A 20,721-nucleotide genomic window follows, 5' to 3' on the forward strand; every position below is an offset into this window, starting at 1 on the left:
TGACCGGGGCCACTGGCAGTCACCGATGGCATGAGGCCCGGCGGTGGCCCACCGCACCGTCCTGTACGTTCCTCTAAGGTGGACGATCCTCCAGCTCAGCTCGTGCACACTGGGCCGTTCCACCCCGCGGTCCCACCCTCACAGACCAAGAAGGGCTGCCCATGCGCGTCCGTGACCTGCTCGCCCCCGGAGCCCCCCGACTGCGCCTGCTCACCGGCGAGGACGAGCTCGACCGGCAGGTCACCGGCGTCATGACCACCGACCTCCAGGACCCCGGCCGCTACCTGCACGGCGGCGAACTCGTCCTCACCGGCATGCTCTGGCGCACCGACCCCGCCGACTCCGAGCGCTTCGTCCGTACCGTCGTCGCGGGCGGCGCCGCCGCGCTCGGCGCCGGCGAGGCCGAGGTCGGCCCCGTCCCCGCCGACCTCGCCGCGGCCTGCCGCCGGCACCGGCTGCCGCTGCTCGCCGTCCCCGACGACGTCGCCTTCGGCGCCGTCACCGAGTACGTCGGCCGCCAGGTCTCCGCCGACCGCGCCGCCGACCTCTCCGCCCTGGTCGACCGGCACCGCCTGCTGGTCTCCGCCGCCGGCGCCGGCGGCCTCGACGCCGTCCTCGACCTGCTCGGCGGCGACCTCGACCTCGACTGCTGGGTCCTCACCCCCACCGGCCGGACCGTCGCCGGCCCCGCCGACCGGCTCCCCGCCGCCGACCGCGACCAGCTCGCCCGCGCCCACCTCGCCGCCCAGCGCCAGCGCCGCCGCCCCCCGCACCGGATCCGGCTCGCCGACGGCACCTACTCGCTGCTGCCCGCCGCCGCCGAACCCACCGGAACGGCCGGAGCGGACGCCGACACCCCCCTCGCCGACTGGATCCTCGCCGTCGCCGGCGACGTCACCGAGTGGACCCCCAAGCGCCAGCAGCTCGCCGAGAACCTGGCCCGGCTGGTCGCCGCCGAACGCACCCGCCGCGACGAGGGCCGCCGACTGCGCCGCCGGATCGCCGACGAGGTCCTCGCCCTGCTCCAGCGCGACGCCGACCCCGCCGAGACCAGCCGCGCCCTCCGGGCGTCCACCACCATGGCCGCCCGCTACGAGGGCTCCACCGAGACCTCCGGTCCCGGCCCCCAGTGGCTGGTGCTCTCCGCCGACGCCACCGGCCTGCCCGACGGCGCGCTGCGCCCGATCCTGGAGGAAGCGCTGGCCGGCGCCACCGACCGGGCCCTGGTCGCCACCCTCGGCCCGACCGGCGCCGTCGCCGTGCTGCCCGCCCTCGACGCCCCCGTCCCGGCCGACGCCGTCCGCGCCCTGCTCGCCCCGCTGGAGGCCGGCCTCGGCTCCGAGGGCCGGATCACCGTCGGCGTCTGCGCCCCCGCCGCCGAGTCCGGCGGCCTGCGCGGCGCCCTGGAGGAGGCCCGGCACGCCCGCCGGATCGCCGCCGCCCGGGTCGGCCGGGTCTGCGTCGCCGGGCCCGAGGAACTCGCCTCGCACGTCCTGCTGCTGGCCGCCGTCCCCGACGAGGTCCGCCGGGCCTTCCGCAGCCGGCTGCTCGACAAGGTCATCGCCTACGACCTCGAACACCAGGCCGACCTGGTCCGCACCCTGGAGGCGTTCCTCCGCTCCGACGGCTCCTGGACCCGCTGCGCCGCCCAGTTGCACGTCCACGTCAACACGCTGCGCTACCGGATCGGCCGGATCGAGGAGCTCACCGGCCGCGACCTCTCCCGGCTGGAGGACCGGGTCGACTTCTACCTCGCCCTGGAGCTCTCCTGAGAGCGGGGAACGCGGAGGGGGCCGGAGCGGCGTCACCGCTCCGGCCCCCTCCGGGTGCCGTCAGTGCTGGACCGGGATCACGCCGGTCAGCCAGGTGAAGACCCCCGGCACCATCGGCTTCCAGACGTCGCTGCTGTGCGCCCCGCTGGTCTCCTGCACGGTGACGGTGGTCGGCGCCTTCGCGGCGGCCTTCAGCGCCTCGCCCGCCTCCAGGCCGTCGCCCTTGTTGCCGCTGACGTACAGCGCGGTCTTCGGCGGGGTCTTGGCCGACTTCAGGATGTTCAGCGGGTTGGCGGCCTCGCGCAGCTGCGGGTCCTTCGCGGTCAGCGAGCGGTCCTCGACGGCCGGGTCGTTGTAGCCGGAGAGGCTGACCCCGGCCCGGTACCGGTTCGGGTGCTCCACGGCGAGCTTCGCGGCGCAGTGCCCGCCCGCCGAGTAGCCGGCCACCGCCCAGCGGTCGGGCGAGGCGTCGACCCGGAAGTTGTCGAGCACCATCTGCGGGACGTCCCGGGAGAGCCAGGCGTCCGCGTTGACCTTGCCGGGGACGTCCGCGCAGCCGGTGTCGGTGCTGTCGCCGAGCAGGTTGGTGCGCGGCGAGACCAGGATGAACGGGGCGACCTGGCCGCTCTGCATCATCGGCTTCAACTGCTCGGACACCTTCAGGGTGCCGAACCAGGTCTTGGAGGAGCCCGGCCAGCCCGGCAGCAGCTCCACCACCGGGAAGGTCTTGTCCTTGAACGCCGGGTCGTTGTACTGCGGCGGCAGCCAGACCAGCACCTCGCCGTCCACGCCGGAGACCGCGCCCTTCAGGTCGGTGGTCTGCACGTCGTTCGGGACCTTCGGGTCGCCGACCGGCTTGAACTGCTGGATCACCTTGGCCCGTTGGGCGTCGTTGTTGGGCTGCCCGGTGGCGCCCGCGCCGGCCCCGCCGGCCCCGCCGTCGTCGGTCTGCGCCTGCACGTTCGGCACCGCCCGGACGTGGTTGCCGGTGCCCAGCAGGTCGTCCCAGCTGCCGTAGATCAGGTTGGCGTTGTTGACCATCACGAACACCGTCAGGACGGCGGTGAGCTGGCAGAACAGCAGCATCGCGATCCTGGAGACCGCCTGGACGGGCTTCGGCCCGCGCACCCGCCCCCACAACAGCAGCGCCACCACGATCGAGATCGGCACCAGGACGATCGTGAGGAGGAGGAACGGGGTGCCTGTCAGCTGCATGGAGGTCTCTCGAATCGGTTCGTCCGGCCGTCCGGGGCAAGGTCCCCCGGTTCACGCATCACACTTGTCAGACTGCGTCACACAGTCGATCAGTTGCTGTCGACACCAGCGGAAACCTGAGAGGAACATCACGTTTTCGTGAGAATCCGCTGGGTGCTGTGCACTCAGTCTGCCAGTTCGCCCACAGCCCTCCGACACCGGACCGCAACCTTTACCCAATCAAGGAGCATTCGTTCCGTGACCCGCGCCGACCGCCCCGCCCGCCCGCCCCGCCCCGCCCTGCCGAACCTGCTGGGCCTCGGCCCGCGCGCCGAGCGCCGCCGCCGCACGCTGCCCGCCGGAGTGCTGCGGCTCCCCACCGTCGGGGTCGACATCGGCGGCACCAAGGTGGTCGCGGGCGTGGTCGACGGCGACGGCAACGTGGTGGACCGGCTGCGCACCGAGACCCCCGACAAGAGCAAGAGCCCCCGGGTGGTCGAGGACGTCATCGTCGACCTCGTGCTGGAACTCGCCGACAAGCACGACGTGCACGCCGTCGGCGTCGGCGCGGCCGGCTGGGTCGACGCCGAGCGCTCCACCGTGCTGTTCGCCCCGCACCTGAACTGGCGCGGCGAACCGCTGCGGGAGGCGCTCAGCGCCCGGCTGCGGTTCCCCGTCGTGGTGGAGAACGACGCCAACGCGGCCGCCTGGGCGGAGTGGCGGTTCGGCGCCGGGCGCGGCGAGGACCACATGGTGATGATCACCCTCGGCACCGGGATCGGCGGCGCCGTCGTCCGGGACGGCCGCGTCGACCGGGGCAAGCACGGCCTGGCCGGCGAGTTCGGCCACATGCAGGTGGTGCCCGGCGGCCACCGCTGCCCGTGCGGCAACCGGGGCTGCTGGGAGCAGTACTCGTCCGGCAACGCGCTGGTCCGGGAGGCCCGCGGCCTGGCCGCCGAGGAGTCCCCGGTGGTCCAGCCGCTGCTGGCCCGGGCCGGCGGCACCCCGCTGGGCATCACCGGGCCGCTGGTCACCGAGGCCGCCCGGGACGGCGACCCGGTCGCCGTCGAACTGCTCTACGAGGTCGGCCGCTGGCTGGGCGTCGGCATCGCCAACCTCGCCGCCGCGCTCGACCCCGGACGCTTCGTCATCGGAGGCGGCGTCAGCGAGGCCGGCGACCTGCTGATCGGCCCCGCCCGCGACGCCTTCGGCCGCACCCTCACCGGCCGCGGCTTCCGCCCCGAGGCCGACCTCGTGCCCGCCGCCCTCGGCAACGAGGCCGGCCTGGTCGGCGCCGCGGACCTGGCCCGCCAGCTCGCCCGCCGCTTCCGCACCGTCAAGCGCCGCCGGATCGGACGCGACGCCTGACGGCGGGCCGTCCGAAGGACGCGGGGGCGCTACGAGCCCCGGGCGGTGGTCGCGTCGGCGCTCGCGGTCGTCGTCGCGCTCGTCGGCCGGGCCTGGGCCTGGCCCCGGGCCGCCGGCCGGGCGGGGGGCCGCAGGCCGAGCGCGCCCGCGGTGAGGACCAGGGCGGCGGCCAGCGCGGTGACCAGGACGAAGGAGACGGTCAGCGAAGCGGCCTGGGCGACCACGCCGATGACGGCGGGGGCGAGCAGCCCGGCGGTGTAGGTGAGGGTGGCGACCCCGGCGATGGCCCGGCTCGGTTCGGCGGTCCGCCCGGCGGCGGCGAAGGCGAGCGGGACGACGACGGCGACCCCGATCCCGATCAGGCCGAAGCCCGGCACGGCCAGCCCGGGGGAGGAGGCGGCGACCACCAGGGCGCCGCCGAGCGCGGCCACCGACCCGCCCAGCCGGACGGTGCGGACCGGACCCAGCCGCCGGACCACCAGGTCGCCGGCCAGCCGGGCGGCGGACATGGTCGCGGCGAAGGCGGTGAACGCGAAGGCCGCGGTGCTCGGCGAGGCGCCGGTGACGTCCCGCAGGTAGACCCCGCCCCAGTCCATGCTGGCGCCCTCCGCGAAGACCCCGCAGAACCCGACCGCGCCGATCGCCAGCGCGGCCCGCGGCGGCAGGCCGAAGCGCGGCGGCGCGTCCTCGTCCGGGGCGGGGCGCACGTCGGCCAGCTCCCGGCAGGCGAGCAGGGCCAGCCCGGCGAGCAGCACCGCGGTCAGCGCCAACTGCGGCCGGGCGTCCAGGTCCTGGTGGGCCGCCAGCACGCCGAGGCCGGAGGCGAGCAGGCCGCCCGCGCTCCACATCCCGTGCAGGCCGGCCATGATCGACCGGCCGACCCGCCGCTCCACCTCCACGCCCTGCGCGTTGAGCTGCACCGACGCCATGCCGGAGGTCGCGCCGTAGGCCAGCAGGGCCGCCCAGAACGCGGCCAGGTTCGGCGCGAGCGCGGGCAGCGCCAGGACGAGGCACCACAGCACCATCAGCCCGCGCACCGCCGCCCGCGAGCCGTACCGGTGCGCGACCCGGCCGGCCATCGGCATCGCCAGCGAGGCGCCGATCGCGGGGGCGACCAGGGCCAGTCCGAGTTCGCCGGGGGTCAGGCCCAGGTGCTCCTGGATCCACGGGATCCGGGTGACGAAGCTGCCGGTGACGGCCCCGTGCACCGCGAAGACCACGGTGAACCGTCTCCTGGCCCGGCGGGCCTCCTGATAGCCGTCCATGTTCCCAGCACGCTCCCCGCGGGTCGGATCGTTTCGAGGGGTCGCCGGAGGCAGCCCGCAGGGGGCGGCCCCGGGGGCCGGCGGATGACCGGCCGGGCGACCGGCACAGAAACTATCAGGAAGGGACCCTGATAGATAGAACTTTGGTCTGGACCATCTCCCGGACCATCTCCCGGACCGCCTCCCGGACCGCCGCGCGGCCCCCCCCGGTGGGCTCCGGCGGGGTGGTCCGTGGCGCCGGGTTGACGCCGCGTCAACACCGCGTGAAACCGCCCCGGGATGGCCGGTTGAGCCGTTGTCCGGAGCACGGCGGCTGTGGGAGAACGGGAGGCCCGACGCCGTCCCCTGGAGGCCGCATGCGCACCCGCGCCCGTCTCGTCCCCGTCCTCGCGCTCGTCACCGCCACCGGTCTGCTCGGCGCCGCCGCGCCCGCCCAGGCCGGACAGGCGCCGCCGGGGAAGCAGCCGGTCGCGGCCGGCTGGGGCGGGGCGGTCTCCAGCGTGGACGCGGACGCCACCGCCGCCGGCCTGGAGGTGCTGCGCCGCGGCGGCAACGCGGTCGACGCCGCGGTCGCGACGGCCGCCGCGCTCGGCGTCACCGAGCCGTACTCGGCGGGCATCGGCGGCGGCGGGTACTTCGTCCACTACGACGCCCGGACCGGCAGGGTCGAGACGATCGACGGCCGGGAGACCGCCTCCCGCACCGCCGACGCCGCGCTGTTCCAGGAGAACGGCACCCCGATCCCGTTCGCCGACGCCGTCACCAGCGGCCTGTCCGTCGGCGTGCCCGGCACCGCCGCCACCTGGGAGCAGGCGCTGCGCCGCTGGGGCAGCCGCAGCCTGGACGAGGTGCTGAAGCCGGCCGAGCGGATCGCCGACCGGGGCTTCACCGTCGACCAGACCTTCCGCGACCAGACCGCCGCCAACCAGTCCCGGTTCCAGGACTTCCCGGCCAGCCGCGCGCTGTTCCTGCCGGGCGGCCAGCTGCCGGTGGTCGGCACCGCCTTCCGCAACCCCGAACTCGCCGCCACCTACCGCGAGCTGGGCCGCCGCGGCACCGACGCGCTGTACCGCGGCCCGATCGGCGCCGACGTGGTGCGCACCCTGCAGCACCCGCCGGTCGACCCCGCCTCCGGCCGCACCGCCCGCCCCGGCAAGGTGGACGCCGCCGACCTGGCCGCCTACCGGGTCCGCTTCCAGGAGCCCACCCACGTCTCCTACCGGGGCCTGGACGTGTACGGCCCCGCGCCGTCCTCCTCCGGCGGGACGACGGTCGGCGAGGCGCTGAACGTGCTGGCCGCCGGCCGCGCCGCCGACCTGACCGACCCCGCCCAGTACGACCACCGGTACCTGGAGGCCAGCCGGATCGCGTTCGCCGACCGCAACCGCTGGGTCGGCGACCCGAGCGCCGTCCAGGTCCCCACCCGGCAGCTGCTCGACCCGGCCTACGCCGCCTCCCGGGCCTGCCTGATCGACCCCGCCCACGCGCTGACCAGCCCGCTCGCCCCCGGCGACCCGTACCACCCGGCGCCCTGCGCCACCGCCGGACCGGCCGTCGCCGAACCCTACGAGGGCCAGAGCACCACCCACCTGACCGTCGCCGACCGCTGGGGCAACGTGGTGGCGTACACGCTGACCATCGAGCAGACCGGCGGCAGCGGCATCACCGTGCCCGGCCGCGGCTTCCTGCTCAACAACGAGCTGACCGACTTCGACTTCGCGCCGCTCACCCCCGGCGTCCCCGACCCGAACCTGCCCGGGCCCGGCAAGCGGCCGCGCTCGTCGATCTCGCCGACCGTCGTGCTCAAGGACGGCAAGCCCTACCTGGCGCTCGGCTCGCCCGGCGGCGCCACCATCATCACCACCGTCCTCCAGGTGCTGACCGGCCGGGTCGACCGCGGGCTGAGCCTGGAGCAGGCCATCGCCGCGCCCCGGGCCAGCCAGCGCAACACCGCCGCCACCCAGGCCGAACCGGCCTTCCTGGCCTCGCCCGAGGCGGCCCGGCTGAAGGAGCTCGGCCACGTCTTCGCGTCGGTGCCGGAGATCGGCGCCGCGACCGGCGTCGAGCGGCTGCCGGACGGCCGCTGGCTGGCCGCCGCCGAACCCGTCCGGCGCGGCGGCGGCGCGGCCGGGGTGGTGCGGCCCACCGGCTGATCCGGGGTCAGCGGCCGGTCGCCGTCGGCGGCGGGCGGTATGTTCGGACGGGGTGCCCGGCCAGTGCGCCGGGGCCCCGTCCGTCCGCACCGCCGAGGGAAGGCCGCCGTGACCGTCCGCATCGCCACCTGGAACATCAACTCCGTCACCGCCCGGCTGCCCAAGCTGCTGGAGTGGCTGGAGTCCGCCGCGCCGGACGTGCTCTGCCTGCAGGAACTCAAGTGCGCCACCGACGCGTTCCCCGCCGAGGCGGTCGCCGAGCTGGGCTACGAGTCCGCCGCGCACGGCGACGGCCGGTGGAACGGCGTCGCCCTGCTGTCCCGGATCGGCCTGGCGGACGTCGTCCGCGACCTGCCCGCCCAGCCCGGCTACCGGGCCGACGACGCCGACCCGGCCGAGGCCCCGGTGGTCGAGCCGCGCGCGATCGCCGCGACCTGCGGCCCGGTCCGGGTCTGGTCGGTGTACGTGCCCAACGGCCGCGAGGTCGACCACGCCCACTACCGCTACAAGCTGGAGTGGATGGCCGCGCTGCGCGACGCCGTCCGCGACGACGCGGCGGGCGGCCGCCCGTTCGCCGTGCTCGGCGACTTCAACGTCGCCCCCACCGACGAGGACGTCTACGACCTCGCCGCCTTCGCGGGCCTCACCCACGTCACCGCCCCCGAGCGCGCCACCCTCGCCGCCCTCCGGGAGCTCGGCCTGCGGGACGTCGTCCCCCGCCCGCTCAAGTACGACCGGCCGTACACCTTCTGGGACTACCGGGCGCTGGCCTTCCCGAAGAACCGCGGCATGCGGATCGACCTGACCTACGCGAACGAGCCGTTCGCGGACGCCGTCACCGACACCTACGTCGACCGCGAGGCCCGCAAGGGCAAGGGCACCTCCGACCACGCGCCGGTGGTGGTCGACCTCGACCTGTGAGACCCGGGGGCTTCCCGGTCGGCGTCAGCCCCGCCGGGAAGCCCCCGGCCGTCGGCGTCGTTCCCGGCTCGGTGAAACCCCAGGTGGCGGGCGGTCGGTGGAGATTTCCGCGCCGGTATTCTCTGAGTGTATAGACGTGGAGTGTACGCGCGGCGTACGCTCCGCTCATGAGCGTTCCTCTCACCCTGCTCGGGCTCCTCGAACGCGAGCCCAGCCACGGCTACGACCTCAAGCGCGACTACGACGCCTTCTTCGGGCGCGGCAAACCGCTCCCCTTCGGCCAGGTCTACGCGACCCTCGGGCGGCTCGCCCGGGACGGCAAGGTGGTGGTCGGCGACCCCGAGGCCGGCGACGGCCCGGACCGCAAGCGGTACGTCATCACCGAGGCGGGGGCCACCGAGTTCGAGGACTGGCTGCGCGAACCGGTCGCCGCCGAACCCCACCTGCAGACCGTGCTGTTCAGCAAGGTCGTGCTCGCCCTGATGCTCGGCCGCGACGCCGAGCACTACCTCGACACCCAGCGCGCCGCCCACCTGAAGCGGATGCGCGAACTCACCGAGGTCAAGCGCTCCGGCAGCCTGGTCGACGCGCTGCTCGCCGACCACGGCCTGTTCCACCTGGAGTCCGACCTGCGCTGGATCGACCTCACCGCCGCCCGCCTGGACGCCCTCGCCGCCGAGGTGAACGCCCGATGACCGCACCCCTGATCGAGGCCCGCGCCGTCACCCTCTCCTTCGGCGAGACCCCCGCCCTGCGCGGCGCCGACCTCGCCGTCGACGCCGGCGAGATCCTCGCCGTGATGGGCCCCTCCGGCTCCGGCAAGTCCACCCTGCTGCACTGCCTGGCCGGCATCCTCGCCCCCGACGGCGGCGAGATCCACTTCGACGGCCGCCGGATCGACCTCCTCGGCGAACAGCAGCGCAGCGCGCTGCGCCGCGACAGCTTCGGCTTCGTCTTCCAGTTCGGCCAGCTGGTACCGGAGTTGACCGCCGAGGAGAACGTCGCCCTGCCGCTGCTGCTCGGCGGCGCCAAGCGCGCCGACGCGCTCGCCCGGGCCCGCGCCTGGTTCCCCCGGCTCGGCCTGGACGGCCTGGAGCGCCGCCGCTCCGGCGAACTCTCCGGCGGCCAGGCGCAGCGCGTCGCGCTCGCCCGCGGCCTGGTCGCCGAGCCGCGCGTCCTGTTCGCCGACGAACCCACCGGCGCGCTCGACTCGCTCACCGGCGAACACGTGATGGACCTGCTGGTCGACTCCGCCCGCGCCCAGGGCACCACCGTCGTCCTGGTCACCCACGAGGCCCGGATCGCCGCCTACGCCGACCGCGAGGCCGTCGTCCGCGACGGCCGCGCCACCTCGCTGAGCGGACGGATCGCCGGATGATCCGCCTCGGCCTGCGCCTCGCCGTCAGCGGCGGCCGCGAAGCACTGCTGCGGCTGCTGGTCACCGCCGCCGCCGTCGCCATCGGCGTCGGACTGCTCTTCACCACCCTCGCGGCCGTCAACGCCGTGCACGCCCAGAACAGCCGCTACGCCTGGACCAACAGCGGCTTCTCGGCCGCCACCCAGGCCGGCCCCGCCGATCGGGAGGCGGCGGAGCCGGGGGCGGCGGGTCCGACGGCGACCGGACCGGACGCGGACGGCAACGCGCCGCTGTGGTGGCTGGCCCGGCGCGACTCCTTCCAGGGCCGGGAGATCGGCCGGATCGACGTCGCCGCCACCGGTCCGACCGGCGCCCTGCCGCCCGGCGTGGACCGGCTGCCCGCCGACGGCGAGTACTACCTGTCGCCCGCGCTGGCGAAGCTCGCCGACGCCGCGCCCCCCGAGCAGCTCGCCGACCGCTTCGGCGGCCACCGGATCGGCATCCTCGGCAAGGAGGCGCTGCCCGGCCCCGACAGCCTGGTCGCCCTGGTCGGCGGCACCCCGCAGGAGGTGTCGCAGGTGCACGGGGCGGTGCGGGTGGCCCGGATCCTCACCACCCCGCCCGACCGCTGCGACGACTGCGTGGTCGGCATCCAGTCCAACGGCGTCACGCTGATCCTGACCGTCGTCGCCGGGGCCCTGGTCTTCCCGCTGCTGATCCTGATCGGCACGGCGACCCGGCTGAGCGCCACCCAGCGCGAACGCCGCTTCGCCGCGATGCGGCTGGTCGGCGCCACGCCCCGGCAGGTGGCGGCGGTCTCCGCCGTCGAGGCGGCGGTCTCCGCCGCGGCGGGCGCGCTGCTCGGCTTCCTGCCCTACCTCGCGGTGCGCGGCCGGGTCGCCGGGCTGTCGCTGACCACGGAGCGCTTCTACGCCTCCGACCTCACCCTGACGCTCCCGCAGATCGCGGTCCTCCTGCTGGGCGTGCCGCTGGCGGCCGTCGTCGCCGCCCGGATCGCGCTGCGCCGGGTGCAGGTCTCCCCGCTCGGGGTCAGCCGCCGGGTCACGCCGAAGCCGCCCCGGGCCTGGCGGGTGGCGCCGCTGCTGGCCGGGCTCGCCGAGCTGGTGTTCCTGCTGGTCCGGCATCCGGAGTCGGTCCCGGGCCAGGTGCGCGGGTACCTCTCCGCGTTCGGCCTGATCATGATCGGCATCGTGCTCGCCGGCCCCTGGCTGACCGGCCGGGCCGCCGCCCTGCTGGCCCGGCGCACCCAGCGCCCGGCCACCCTGATCGCGGTCCGCCGCCTCGCCGACAACCCCACCGCCGGGTTCCGGGCCGTCAGCGGCCTGGTGCTGGCCCTGCTGGTGATGACCGCGACGATCGGGATCATCACCACCATGACCGACGAGCGCGGCCGGGTCGAGGGCGGCAGCCAGTTCGACAACGTGCTGCTCAACCACCTCAGCGACGGCCGCACCCCCGAGGGACTCGACCGCGGCTCGGGCCCGCCCGCGCCGCCCGGGCTGACCACCGGCCTGCTCGCCGTCCCCGGCGTGCGCGCCACCATGCTGGTGCACCCGCTCGACCACGTGGTGCCGGTCCAGGTCGGGGAGGAGACCACGGCATCCGAGGTGGTGGCCTGTTCGGAGCTCGACGCCGTCGCGGTGTTCGGCCACTGCGAGCCCGGCGCGGCCACCGCCTACCTGCCCTCCGTGCTGGCGGGCTTCCGCGACCACTCCGGCACCGCGTGGCCCGCCGCGCCCCACACCGCCGAGCAGCTGGCGGCCCTGCCGGTGGTGAACGTGGTGGTCGCCACCGACGGCTCGCCGGCCGCCGTCGAACGGGCCCGGACCATGGTGGACGCCGCCTACCCGGCGGTCCGGCAGGCACACACCCTGTCCGAGGGGCGGAAGCTGTCCGGCAGCGAGCTGGAGGGCTTCCAGCAGCTGGCCCGGGTGGTGATCCTGGCGACCTTCCCGATCGCGGGCTGCAGCCTGGCGGTCAGCGTCGCCGCCGCGCTCGGCGAGCGCAAGCGGCCGTTCAGCCTGCTGCGGCTCAGCGGGGTGTCGCTGGCGATGCTGCGCCGGGTGGTGCTGATGGAGTCCGCGGTGCCGCTGCTGGCGGTCTCGGCGCTGGCGATCGGCACCGGCCTGCTGGCCGCCGACCTGTTCCTGCGCTCGCAGCTCCACTACACGCTGCACTCGCTCGGCACCGGCTACTACCTGGCGGTCGCGGGCGGGCTGGCCGGGGCGCTGGCCGTCATCGGCGCCACCCTGCCGCTGCTGCGCCGGATCACCGGGCCGGAGGCCGCCCGCAACGAGTAGGCCCGCCGGGGGGGCGGGGCGGACCGGCGGGGGCCGTACGCGTGGGGCCGTTCGGGGCGGGGGTGGTCGGGGTGGCGGTCGTTCGGGGTCGGAGGATCGGGTGGCCCCGAACGGCCTCGCGCGTTCGCCGGGGCGGGGGGTACTGCCTAGCGTGGTCGGCAACCGGGAGTAGCGGGTCGAACACGCGTCCGCTGCCCCAACCCCGACCCCCTGGAGGTACGGCATGCGCCCGACGCGCACCGCCGCCGCCGCACTGCTCGGCACCACCGTCCTGCTCGGCCTGGCCGGCACCGCCCCCGCGTCCGCGAAGGGCAGTGAACCCGCCTGGGTCTCTCCCGCGCAGGCACAGCCCGGGCAGTCGGTCTCGGTCAGTGTCACGTGCGCGAGCAGCACGGAGAAGACCGTCACCGCGACCTCGCTGGCGTTCGCCGGCGGGTCCACCACGCTCCGCGTGGGCCCGGACGGGAAGTACTCGGGAAGCGCCACCGTCATCTCCGAGCAGGAGATGGCCGCGGCCGCCGCCAAGCGCACCACCAACGACTCCTCCTGGGGCGTCGACGGCAAGTGCCCGAACGGCGACGGCTTCGTCGGCGCGGTGGCCATCGCGGTCGCCGGTGCGAGCGGCTCGGCCGCCGGGGCGGGCGTCTGGGAGGGCGCCCGGCTGCCGCACGGCGCGGTGGAGACCGGCCTGGGCGGCTCGGTCGGCGTCGACGGCACCCGGCTGGCGCTCGGCGCGGCGCTGGTCGCGTCCGGCGTCGGCGGCTTCTGGCTGCTGCGCCGTCGCGGCGCGGCCGCCGGCCAGGGCGCCTGAGCGGCCGTCCGGTACGCGCCCACCGTACCCGGCAGGCCGCGCGTCCCGCCGCGGCCGACGGCACGGCGAAGGGCGGCACCCGAGCAAGGGTGCCGCCCTTCGCCGTGCGCTCAGGAGGCGGTGCGCTCCGCGCTGCCGGTGCGCCCCGCGCTGCTGCTGTGCCCCGCGCTGCTGCTGTGCCCCGCGCTGCCGGTGCGCCCCGCGCCGCCGGTGCGTTCCAGGGTGCCGATCGTCAGCAGGTACTGGCCGGCCAGGTAGGTGGCCATGATCAGGAAGCCGTGCGCGGGCAGGTGCCGCCAGTCCGCCAGGTCGGTGGCGATCAGGGTGTCGGAGAACAGGAACAGCGCCCCGCCCAGCCCGGCCCGCACGTTGACCTGCGAGGCGGTCACCGCGGTGGAGGCCAGCAGCAGGCTGTAGAGCGCCACCGGGACGCGCATCCCGGCGTCCAGGTCGGGCCAGAGCAGCACGATCAGTGCCGCCCAGAGCACCGCGTAGCAGCCCGCGACCAGCAGCGTCCGGCGCCGGTCGGCGAGCGCGCCGAGCTTGACGAACATCGTCACGTAGCAGACGTGGCCGGCCGCGAACGAGCCCATCCCGGCCAGGAAGGCGACCGTCCCGCCGATCTCCAGCAGGATGTCGCCGCCCGCGCCGCACAGCAGCGCGGGCACCAGCAGCCGCGGCGTGCCGGGCTTCGCGAGGGCCCACACCCAGGCCGCCAGCAGCGGCATCAGCAGCGGTTTGGTGCCGTACTGCAGGGGCTTGACCCCGAAGGCGATCGCCAGCAGGTGCGCGGCCGTGACGACGGTGAAGGCGGTCAGCAGGACCCGCGCGGTGCGCGGGTCGCGAAGGGCGGTCATGCGGCGGCACTCTCCGGTCCGTTGGCGGCGGTGGCGGGGGTCGCGGTGCGCGGCGCGGGCTGCCAGCCCGGCCCCTTCGCCAGGTGGCGCAGCCGGTCGCCCCAGGTGGTCGCTCCCCGTATGTCCCGGGCGATCGACGCGTACTCGTGGGTGGCGACCCGCAACGGGTTGAAGGTGCCGATGTTCTTGGTCAGCCCGTACACCGGGCGTTCGGCCTCGGCCGCGAACGAGCCGAACAGCCGGTCGAAGACGATCAGGATGCCGCCGAAGTTGCGGTCCGGGTAGCCGCCCTGCGAGGCGTGGTGCACCCGGTGGTGCGAGGGGGTGTTGAAGAGGTACTCGACCGGGCGGGGCAGCCGGCCGATCCGCTCGGTGTGGATCCAGAACTGGTAGACCAGGTTCGCCGAGGAGCAGAACGCCAGCGCCGCCGGGTGCACGCCCGCCAGCACCATCGGCACGAAGAACACCCAGCTGGTGGCCGAGGTCCAGGGCTGGCGCAGCGCGGTGGACAGGTTGTAGTGCCGACTGGAGTGGTGCACCACGTGGCAGGCCCACAGCACCCGGATCACGTGGTGGCCGCGGTGCGACCAGTAGTAGAAGAAGTCCTGGGCGAGCAGCATCAGCGGAACCGTCCACCACAGCACCGGTATCCGAAGCGGCGTCTACTCGTACAGGAACGAGTAGACCGCCAGGATCGGGATCTTCCACCCCGCGTCGAACAGCAGCGAGCCCAGACCCATCGTCAGACTCGTCGCGGTGTCCTTCGCGCCGTAGCCCCGCTCGTCCTCGTCCGGGTGGAAGCGGTACGAGACGATCTCCAGGACGGTGAGCAGCACGAAGGCCGGAATCGACCAGAGCACGACATCGGGCAGGTGTGGCATGCCCGGAACCCTAGGCGACGGCGGCGACCAGCGGAAGAGGTTGTTACCGGCGCGTAGCGGCCGGTGCGGCGTCTAGGGTGGGGGGCGACATGGAACGGCAGCGAGCAGCCGCCGGCGCCGTCGCGGCGACCGGCGGAACGGGGACGGGGCGCGCGGGCGGGGCGGGACGGCTCGCCGACCTGCCACGCCCGGACGCACGCCCGGGGGCGCGTCCGGACGCACGCCTGGTGGACAACCCGGCTGACGGCCCGGCGGACGGCCTCGCGGGAGCCGAACTCGCCGCAGTCGCCGAGGAGTTGGCCGCCCGGTTCGCGACCGCCGAACCCGCCGAGGCCGACCTGCTGGCCGCCGCCGTGTTCGGCGCGTACGGGGCCCGGCACCTGGGTGGCGCACCCCGGGAGGCCGAACCCGCGCCCGGCACCAGCTGGTGGCACGGCCCGACCGTGCACCACAGCACCTCGCCGCTGTTCCGGCCGCTCGGCTACCGCCGGATACGCCGCGAAGCGCCCGCCCAGGCCGGCGCCCGGCCCACCGGCGGCGGCCGGCACCGCAAACCCGGACGCCCCGCCACCGAACCGGTCACCGCCGCCCGGCTGCTGATGGCCCACCCGCTGGTCACCGCCGACGGGCCGCACGCCGCCGGGCTCCCGCTGGTCCGCCGGCACGCCGAGGCGCTCGCCGAACGCTTCCAGGCCCTGCTCGGCTACCGGCTCACCCTCGGCCCCGACCACGCCCGCCTGCACAAGGCCCCGCTGCCCGGCCGTCCGCTCCCCGGCCTCGACCCGGCCGGCTGCGCCGCCCTGGTCCGCGCGCTGGCCGGCCGCCCCGGCCCGGTGCCCGCCCCGGTCCGCGCCCTGCTGGACGACTGGCGCCCGCCCGCCGCCCTCGCCGCCGACCTGCTCACCGCGCCCCCGCTGCCCGCCGCCGGGCCCGAGGTGACCGTCCGCCGACTGCTCGCCGAGACGCCCGTCGTCCTGCACCACGACCTGGCCCCGGCCGAACGCGCCCACCTGCTCGCCGCCGCCCCCGCCGAGGCCGAGCTGATCGCCGACTTCCTCGGCCTCACCGCCGAGCTCCGCGCCGAGGGCGCCGCGCTGCTCGACCCCGCCGACGAACTCACCGACCTCGCGCTGCCCGGCACCGGCACCCTCGCCCAGGCCGCCCTGCTGCTCGCCGAACGCCTGGTCGAGGACCTCCGCCCGGCCGCCGCCGACGGCGCGCCGCCCGCCGTGCTGGTCCCCGACGCGCTGATCGACGGCGCCCTCGGCGACATCACCGACGACCACGGCATGAGCGCCGGCTGGGACGCGGGCTACCTCGCCGACCTAGGCGCCTTCCGCCGCGACGCGCTCGACCTGCTCCACCGGATGGGCCTCGCCGCCCCGGCCGGCCGCACCTGGCTGCTGCGCGCCCCCGCCGCCCGCTACGCGCCGCGCGCCGACCCCGAGCCCCCGGCCGGCAGCGGTCGGCACTCCCGCCCGGCGGTGGTGCCGACGCAGGGACAGCAGGGGCGGGTGCTCAGTAGGTGACCGGGCGGACCCGCTCGGCGACCGGGCGGGACTCCTGCACGGTCTCGTCGTAGCGGACGCGCTGGCCCTGGTGCAGGAAGCGGTGCTCGTCCGTGTCGGCGAGCACCGAGTCGTAGTAGACGGCGACGTCCGGGCCGCCCCCGTCCGGGGTGATGTAGCCGTAGGCGTGGTGGACGTCGAACCACTTCACGGTGCCGGTCTCCATGGCGGGACTCCCTTCGGGCCGGTCGCCCCAGTATCGTCCCGCGGCCCGGCCCCCACCACCCGTCCGGCCCAGCGGCGGCCGCCCGGCGGCCGGGCGCAGGGGTGGGCGCGGCGGCCGGGCTCAGTGGCCGCTCAGTGGCCGCTCTGCTGGCCCGCCGCCTGGGTCGACGGGAGCTGGTGGGCGACGGTCTCCACGGTCGCGCCGACGCCGAGCGCGCCCAGCGCCACGGAGGCCGCGACGGCGGCGACGGCGAGCAGGCGGCGGTGGCGCCGGGGCAGCGGGAAGCGCGGTTCCTGGGCGGCCGGGACAGTACGGGCGTTCATGTCACCGAGCTTGCCAGGGGGGTGTTACGCGGTCGCGAAACGCGGGTGAAGTCTGGAAGGGGTCTCGGCGTCGGAACCGCCGCCACCGCATCCGCGCAGGTCGAACGGCTGATCGTCGACGCGCGTAGCGGCGTAGCGGCGAGGGGGCGGGGGAGCGGGCGCTGCGGGCGAACGGGGCCGGGGGCTGTCGCGGCGCGGTGGCGGGCGCGATGGCGGGCGCGGGCGGATGACGGCCGTCCGCGCCCGCCGTTCGGCGTGGCTCCGACGCGGACCAGCCTGCCACCGCCGCCGGGGCGGCGGACCGGCCGCGGACCGGCGGCGGGTTCACTCCTGCGGGCGAGACCGCTCGGGGTACTCCCGGCCGACGCTGGTGCCCACCGCGTCCCGCAGGCCGTGCGCGGGCCGGTGCCGGGGGCCGCCCGCCGCCGGGTCGGTGCGCAGCTCGCGCACCAGCGCCACGCACAGGCCCAGCATCACCAGCACGAACGGCAGGGCGACCAGGATGGTGGCGTTCTGCAGCGCGGTCAGCCCGCCCGCCAGCAGCAGTGCGGCCGCCACCCCCGCCATCAGCACGCCCCAGGCCACCACCAGCCAGGTCCGCGGGTGCAGGGCGCCGCCGGAGGAGAGCGAGCCCAGCACCAGGGACGCCGAGTCCGCCGAGGTGATGAAGTACAGCATCACCAGCACCACCGCGACCACGCTGGTCACCGCGCCCAGCGGCAGCGCCTCCAGCATCTCGAACAGCCCGGCGTCCGCGCCCCGCGGAATGGTCGCCACCAGGTCGGCCGCGCCGGTCGACTGCAGCCGGATCGCCGAGCTGCCCATCACCACGAACCACACCGCCGTCGCCCCGCTCGGCACCAGCAGCACGCCCACCAGGAACTGGCGCACCGTCCGGCCCCGGGAGATCCGGGCGATGAAGGTGCCGACGAACGGCGCCCAGGACAGCCACCACGCCCAGTAGAAGATCGTCCAGGAGCCCAGCCAGTCCTCGTCCGTGAACGCCCCGGTCTGGGTGGCCAGCACCGCCAGGTCGGACAGGTAGCCGCCGACCGTCGAGGGCAGCGCGTCCAGCACGAAGACCGTCGGGCCGACCAGGAACACGAACAGCATCAGCACGCAGGCCAGCACCACGCTGGTGGTCGACAGCCACTTCACGCCCCGGTGCACGCCCGACATCGCGGACAGCACGAACGCGCTGCCCAGCGCCGCGATCACCACCAGCTCGACGCCCTCGGTCGCCCGGATGTCGGTCACGTAGCCCAGGCCGCCCGCCACCTGGATCGCGCCCAGGCCCAGGCTGGTCGCCGAACCGAACACCGTCGCGAACACCGACAGCAGGTCGATCAGCCGGCCCTGCCAGCCGTTCGCCCCGCGCTCGCCGATCAGCGGCACGAACGCCGCCGACATCCGGTTGCCCCGGCCCTTGCGGAAGGTGGTGTACGCCAGCGCCAGGCCGCCCACCGCGTAGATCGCCCACGGGTGCAGCGTCCAGTGGAACAGCGAGAACTCCAGCGCCCGCTGCGCCGCCGCCGGGGTCTGCGGCTCGACGCCCGAGCCCGGTTGCGGCTGCGCGTACAGCTGCAGCGGCTCGCCGACGCCGTAGAACAGCAGGCCGATGCCCATGCCGGCGGAGAACATCATCGCGATCCAGGCCAGTGTGGAGAACTCCGGCTGCTCGCCGTCCCGGCCCAGCGGGATCCGGCCGAACCGGCTGACCGCGATCACCACGGCGAGCAGCAGGAACACGTCCGCGGCGACCACGAACAGCCAGCCGAAGTTGTGCAGCACCCAGGCCAGCGCGGTGTCCGAGACCCGGCCCAGCGAGTCCTCCGCGAACACCCCCCAGGCCACCACCCCCAGCACGGCGGCCGCGCCGATCCCGAACACCACCCGGTCGAGCGGGAAGGCGTCCGCGTCCGGCGCGGGGGGCTGACGGTCCGTCGGGGGTTCGGCAGATGTGGACATACCAGGCACTATGTCCACGATCCGGCACGCCGGTGGCGCGGCACGCCGGACGCCCGCTCAGCCGCCCGGGACCGGTGGCGGCTCGTACGGCGTCAGCACCAGCCGGACCATCTCCTCCAGCCGGGTGCGGGCGTCGTCCAGCGTCGTCCGGCCGGTCACCCAGGCGGTCAACTCGCCCTGCCAGGCGTGCCCCACCATGTGCCGCACCAGCTCCCCGGGGGCCGGCGGGACCTCCGGCAGCACCGTCCCCAGCGCCGCCCGGTCGGCCCGGGCCAGGCCCTGCAACGCCTCGCTGGCGAACGGGTCCGTGGACGTCGCCACCGCCACCCGCAGCCGGGCCAGCTCCGGCTGCCGCTGGTACGCCCGCATCCCCCGCCGCACGAACCGCACCGCCCGCTCGGTCGGCGAGGCGCTGCGCCCCGCCCCCACCTCGCCGACCAGGTCGGCGAGCAGCAGCCGGTGCCAGTCCGCTATCGCGGCGGCGAGCAGGTGGTCCTTCGAGGAGAAGTACCGGTAGGCGGTCCCGAGGGCCACGCCAGAACGCTCCGACACCTGCTTCATCTGGAGCCGCTCCACGCCGATCTCGGACACCAGGGCCAGGGCGGCGGACAGGAGGGAGCCGCGGCGTTCGAGCTGACGGGGGGACATCGCCTCCACCGGACGAGGTGACAGGTCAACCTTGGTCACCCGGACCATGATACGGGGCGGCCCCTCGCCGCGGTATGACGCGACAGGTCACCGGTGGGTGACGGGCCCGCCACCGGGCGGGACCCGCCGCCCCGCCCCAGGTCAGCGGCCCGGCGCCCGCCCCGGACGCAGCTCGCGCAGCAGGGTCTCCTGCACCGCGGAGGCCACCAGCACCCCGCCCCGGTCGTAGAACTCGCCCATCGCCAGCCCCCGCCCGTCCGCCGCCGACGGGCTGCGCTGCGCGAACAGCAGCCACTCGTCGGCCCGGAACGGCCGGTGGAACCACATCGCGTGGTCCAGCGAGGCCAACGCCACCCGGGGCTCCGCCACCCGGTGCACCCGGTGCGGCTGCAGGTGCAGCGCCGTGGTCGAGGCCAGCGTCAGGTCCGACAGGTACGTCAACGCGCAGACCTGCAGCAGCGGATCGTCCGCCGGCAGCGCGCCGCCCGTCCGCAGCCAGACGAACTGCTGCGGCACGCCCGGCAGTTCCGGCGGCAGACCGGGCGCGCCGGACGGGACGAAACGCATCTCCAGGGCCCGGAACACCGCCGCGCCCGCGAACTCCTCCGGCGCGTCCCGCTGCCAGGCCAGGTACGGGTCCGGCAGCTCCTCCGGGCCCGGCACCGGCGGCATCGTGCGCTGCCGGTCGCCCGCCGGCTCCGGCAGCTTGAACGACGCCGACATGGTGAAGATCACCTCGCCGCGCTGCACCGCCGACACCCGCCGGGTCGCGTACGAGCGCCCGTCCCGGGCCCGGTCCACCTGGTAGACGATCGGACGGCGCGGGTCGCCCGGCCGCAGGAAGTACCCGTGCAGGCTGTGCACCCGGCGCTCCGGCTCCACCGTCCGCCCCGCCGAGGTCAGCGCCTGCGCCGCGACCTGCCCGCCGAACGCGCGCAGCGGCGCGCCCGCGTGGCAGTGGCCCCGGAACAGGTTCTGCTCCAGCTCCTCGATGCCGAGCAACTCGGCGAAGGAGCCCAGCTCAGTGGCGGATCCGGGCGTCGGGGCGGCGGGGGCGGTCACCCGGCACATGCTAGAACACGTTGCAGTCGGCGGGGGCTGTGGCGCCGGTCACGCCCCGGTGTGCGGGGCGGTGTGCGTGCGGGGTG

At 75.7% G+C, this 20,721-nt stretch carries 17 protein-coding genes and 1 pseudogene; 9 read left to right on the forward strand and 9 right to left on the reverse strand.

All coding sequences use genetic code 11. The features are described from left to right. Positions 1-161 precede the first annotated feature (161 nt). Complete coding sequence (locus tag KSE_RS31605) at positions 162-1,772, forward strand: PucR family transcriptional regulator (RefSeq protein ID WP_014139449.1); 1,611 nt, start codon at positions 162-164, stop codon at positions 1,770-1,772. A 60-nt stretch (positions 1,773-1,832) separates the two neighbouring features. On the opposite strand, the gene KSE_RS31610 is transcribed toward KSE_RS31605, so the two are convergent. After that, complete coding sequence (locus KSE_RS31610) at positions 1,833-2,987, reverse strand: alpha/beta hydrolase (RefSeq protein ID WP_014139450.1); 1,155 nt, start codon at positions 2,985-2,987, stop codon at positions 1,833-1,835. A 288-nt stretch (positions 2,988-3,275) separates the two neighbouring features. Between KSE_RS31610 and KSE_RS31615 the strand changes: the two genes are divergently transcribed. Next, positions 3,276-4,334 (forward strand): ROK family glucokinase, encoded by a 1,059-nt coding sequence (locus tag KSE_RS31615; RefSeq protein WP_051056012.1) that lies wholly within the window; start codon positions 3,276-3,278, stop codon positions 4,332-4,334. Between the two features lie 29 nt (positions 4,335-4,363). Here KSE_RS31615 and KSE_RS31620 read toward each other — a convergent pair whose 3' ends face one another. Continuing rightward, entirely contained in the window at positions 4,364-5,599 is a 1,236-nt protein-coding gene (locus tag KSE_RS31620) for an MFS transporter (protein WP_014139452.1), read from the reverse strand. 356 nt (positions 5,600-5,955) lie between these two features. Between KSE_RS31620 and ggt the strand changes: the two genes are divergently transcribed. From ggt to KSE_RS41595, 6 genes are all read left to right on the forward strand, one after another. Beyond that, positions 5,956-7,752, forward strand: coding sequence for a gamma-glutamyltransferase (gene ggt, locus KSE_RS31625; protein WP_014139453.1), 1,797 nt, complete (start codon positions 5,956-5,958; stop codon positions 7,750-7,752). A gap of 108 nt (positions 7,753-7,860) precedes the next feature. Continuing rightward, positions 7,861-8,673 (forward strand): exodeoxyribonuclease III, encoded by an 813-nt coding sequence (locus KSE_RS31630; RefSeq protein ID WP_014139454.1) that lies wholly within the window; start codon positions 7,861-7,863, stop codon positions 8,671-8,673. Positions 8,674-8,840: 167 nt separating this feature from the next. Continuing rightward, the gene (locus KSE_RS31635) at positions 8,841-9,368 is read left to right on the forward strand and encodes a PadR family transcriptional regulator (protein WP_014139455.1); all 528 of its coding nucleotides are present in this window, start codon (positions 8,841-8,843) and stop codon (positions 9,366-9,368) included. Then, positions 9,365-10,051 (forward strand): ABC transporter ATP-binding protein, encoded by a 687-nt coding sequence (locus KSE_RS31640; RefSeq protein WP_014139456.1) that lies wholly within the window; start codon positions 9,365-9,367, stop codon positions 10,049-10,051. Before KSE_RS31635 ends, KSE_RS31640 begins: the two co-directional genes overlap by 4 nt. Further along, positions 10,048-12,351, forward strand: coding sequence for an FtsX-like permease family protein (locus tag KSE_RS31645; RefSeq protein ID WP_014139457.1), 2,304 nt, complete (start codon positions 10,048-10,050; stop codon positions 12,349-12,351). The genes KSE_RS31640 and KSE_RS31645 overlap by 4 nt, the downstream gene beginning before the upstream one ends. A 223-nt stretch (positions 12,352-12,574) precedes the next feature. After that, positions 12,575-13,162, forward strand: a complete 588-nt coding sequence (locus tag KSE_RS41595; RefSeq protein WP_014139458.1) for a hypothetical protein — start codon at positions 12,575-12,577, stop codon at positions 13,160-13,162. A 110-nt stretch (positions 13,163-13,272) separates the two neighbouring features. Here the strand turns inward: KSE_RS41595 and KSE_RS41600 are convergent, their stop codons facing one another. Together KSE_RS41600 and KSE_RS31660 are read right to left on the reverse strand one after the other, a co-directional pair. Continuing rightward, positions 13,273-14,019 carry a lysoplasmalogenase gene (locus KSE_RS41600; RefSeq protein ID WP_014139459.1) on the reverse strand — a complete coding sequence of 249 codons (747 nt, stop codon included), beginning with the start codon at positions 14,017-14,019 and terminating at the stop codon, positions 13,273-13,275. Further along, a pseudogene (locus tag KSE_RS31660) lies at positions 14,016-14,900 on the reverse strand (sterol desaturase family protein). The gene KSE_RS41600 and the pseudogene KSE_RS31660 overlap by 4 nt, the downstream one beginning before the upstream one ends. 227 nt (positions 14,901-15,127) lie before the next feature. Here KSE_RS31660 and KSE_RS38960 point away from each other — a divergent pair. Then, positions 15,128-16,429 (forward strand): DUF2398 family protein, encoded by a 1,302-nt coding sequence (locus KSE_RS38960; RefSeq protein ID WP_051055458.1) that lies wholly within the window; start codon positions 15,128-15,130, stop codon positions 16,427-16,429. On the opposite strand, the gene KSE_RS31670 is transcribed toward KSE_RS38960, so the two are convergent. The 5 genes from KSE_RS31670 to KSE_RS31690 form a co-directional block, all read right to left on the reverse strand. Next, positions 16,419-16,634, reverse strand: a complete 216-nt coding sequence (locus KSE_RS31670; protein ID WP_014139463.1) for a cold-shock protein — start codon at positions 16,632-16,634, stop codon at positions 16,419-16,421. The genes KSE_RS38960 and KSE_RS31670 overlap by 11 nt on opposite strands. A gap of 131 nt (positions 16,635-16,765) precedes the next feature. Then, entirely contained in the window at positions 16,766-16,957 is a 192-nt protein-coding gene (locus tag KSE_RS31675; RefSeq protein WP_014139464.1) for a hypothetical protein, read from the reverse strand. A gap of 324 nt (positions 16,958-17,281) precedes the next feature. After that, on the reverse strand, positions 17,282-18,925 hold the full coding sequence (locus KSE_RS31680; RefSeq protein ID WP_014139465.1) for a BCCT family transporter: 1,644 nt from the start codon (positions 18,923-18,925) through the stop codon (positions 17,282-17,284). Positions 18,926-18,982: 57 nt separating this feature from the next. Beyond that, positions 18,983-19,612, reverse strand: coding sequence for a TetR/AcrR family transcriptional regulator (locus tag KSE_RS31685; RefSeq protein WP_033259179.1), 630 nt, complete (start codon positions 19,610-19,612; stop codon positions 18,983-18,985). A 102-nt stretch (positions 19,613-19,714) separates the two neighbouring features. Continuing rightward, positions 19,715-20,644: an acyl-CoA thioesterase gene (locus KSE_RS31690; RefSeq protein ID WP_014139467.1), complete on the reverse strand. Its 930-nt coding sequence runs from the start codon at positions 20,642-20,644 to the stop codon at positions 19,715-19,717. Positions 20,645-20,721: the final 77 nt, after the last annotated feature.

The organism is Kitasatospora setae KM-6054 (assembly GCF_000269985.1).
Lineage (GTDB): Bacteria > Actinomycetota > Actinomycetes > Streptomycetales > Streptomycetaceae > Kitasatospora > Kitasatospora setae.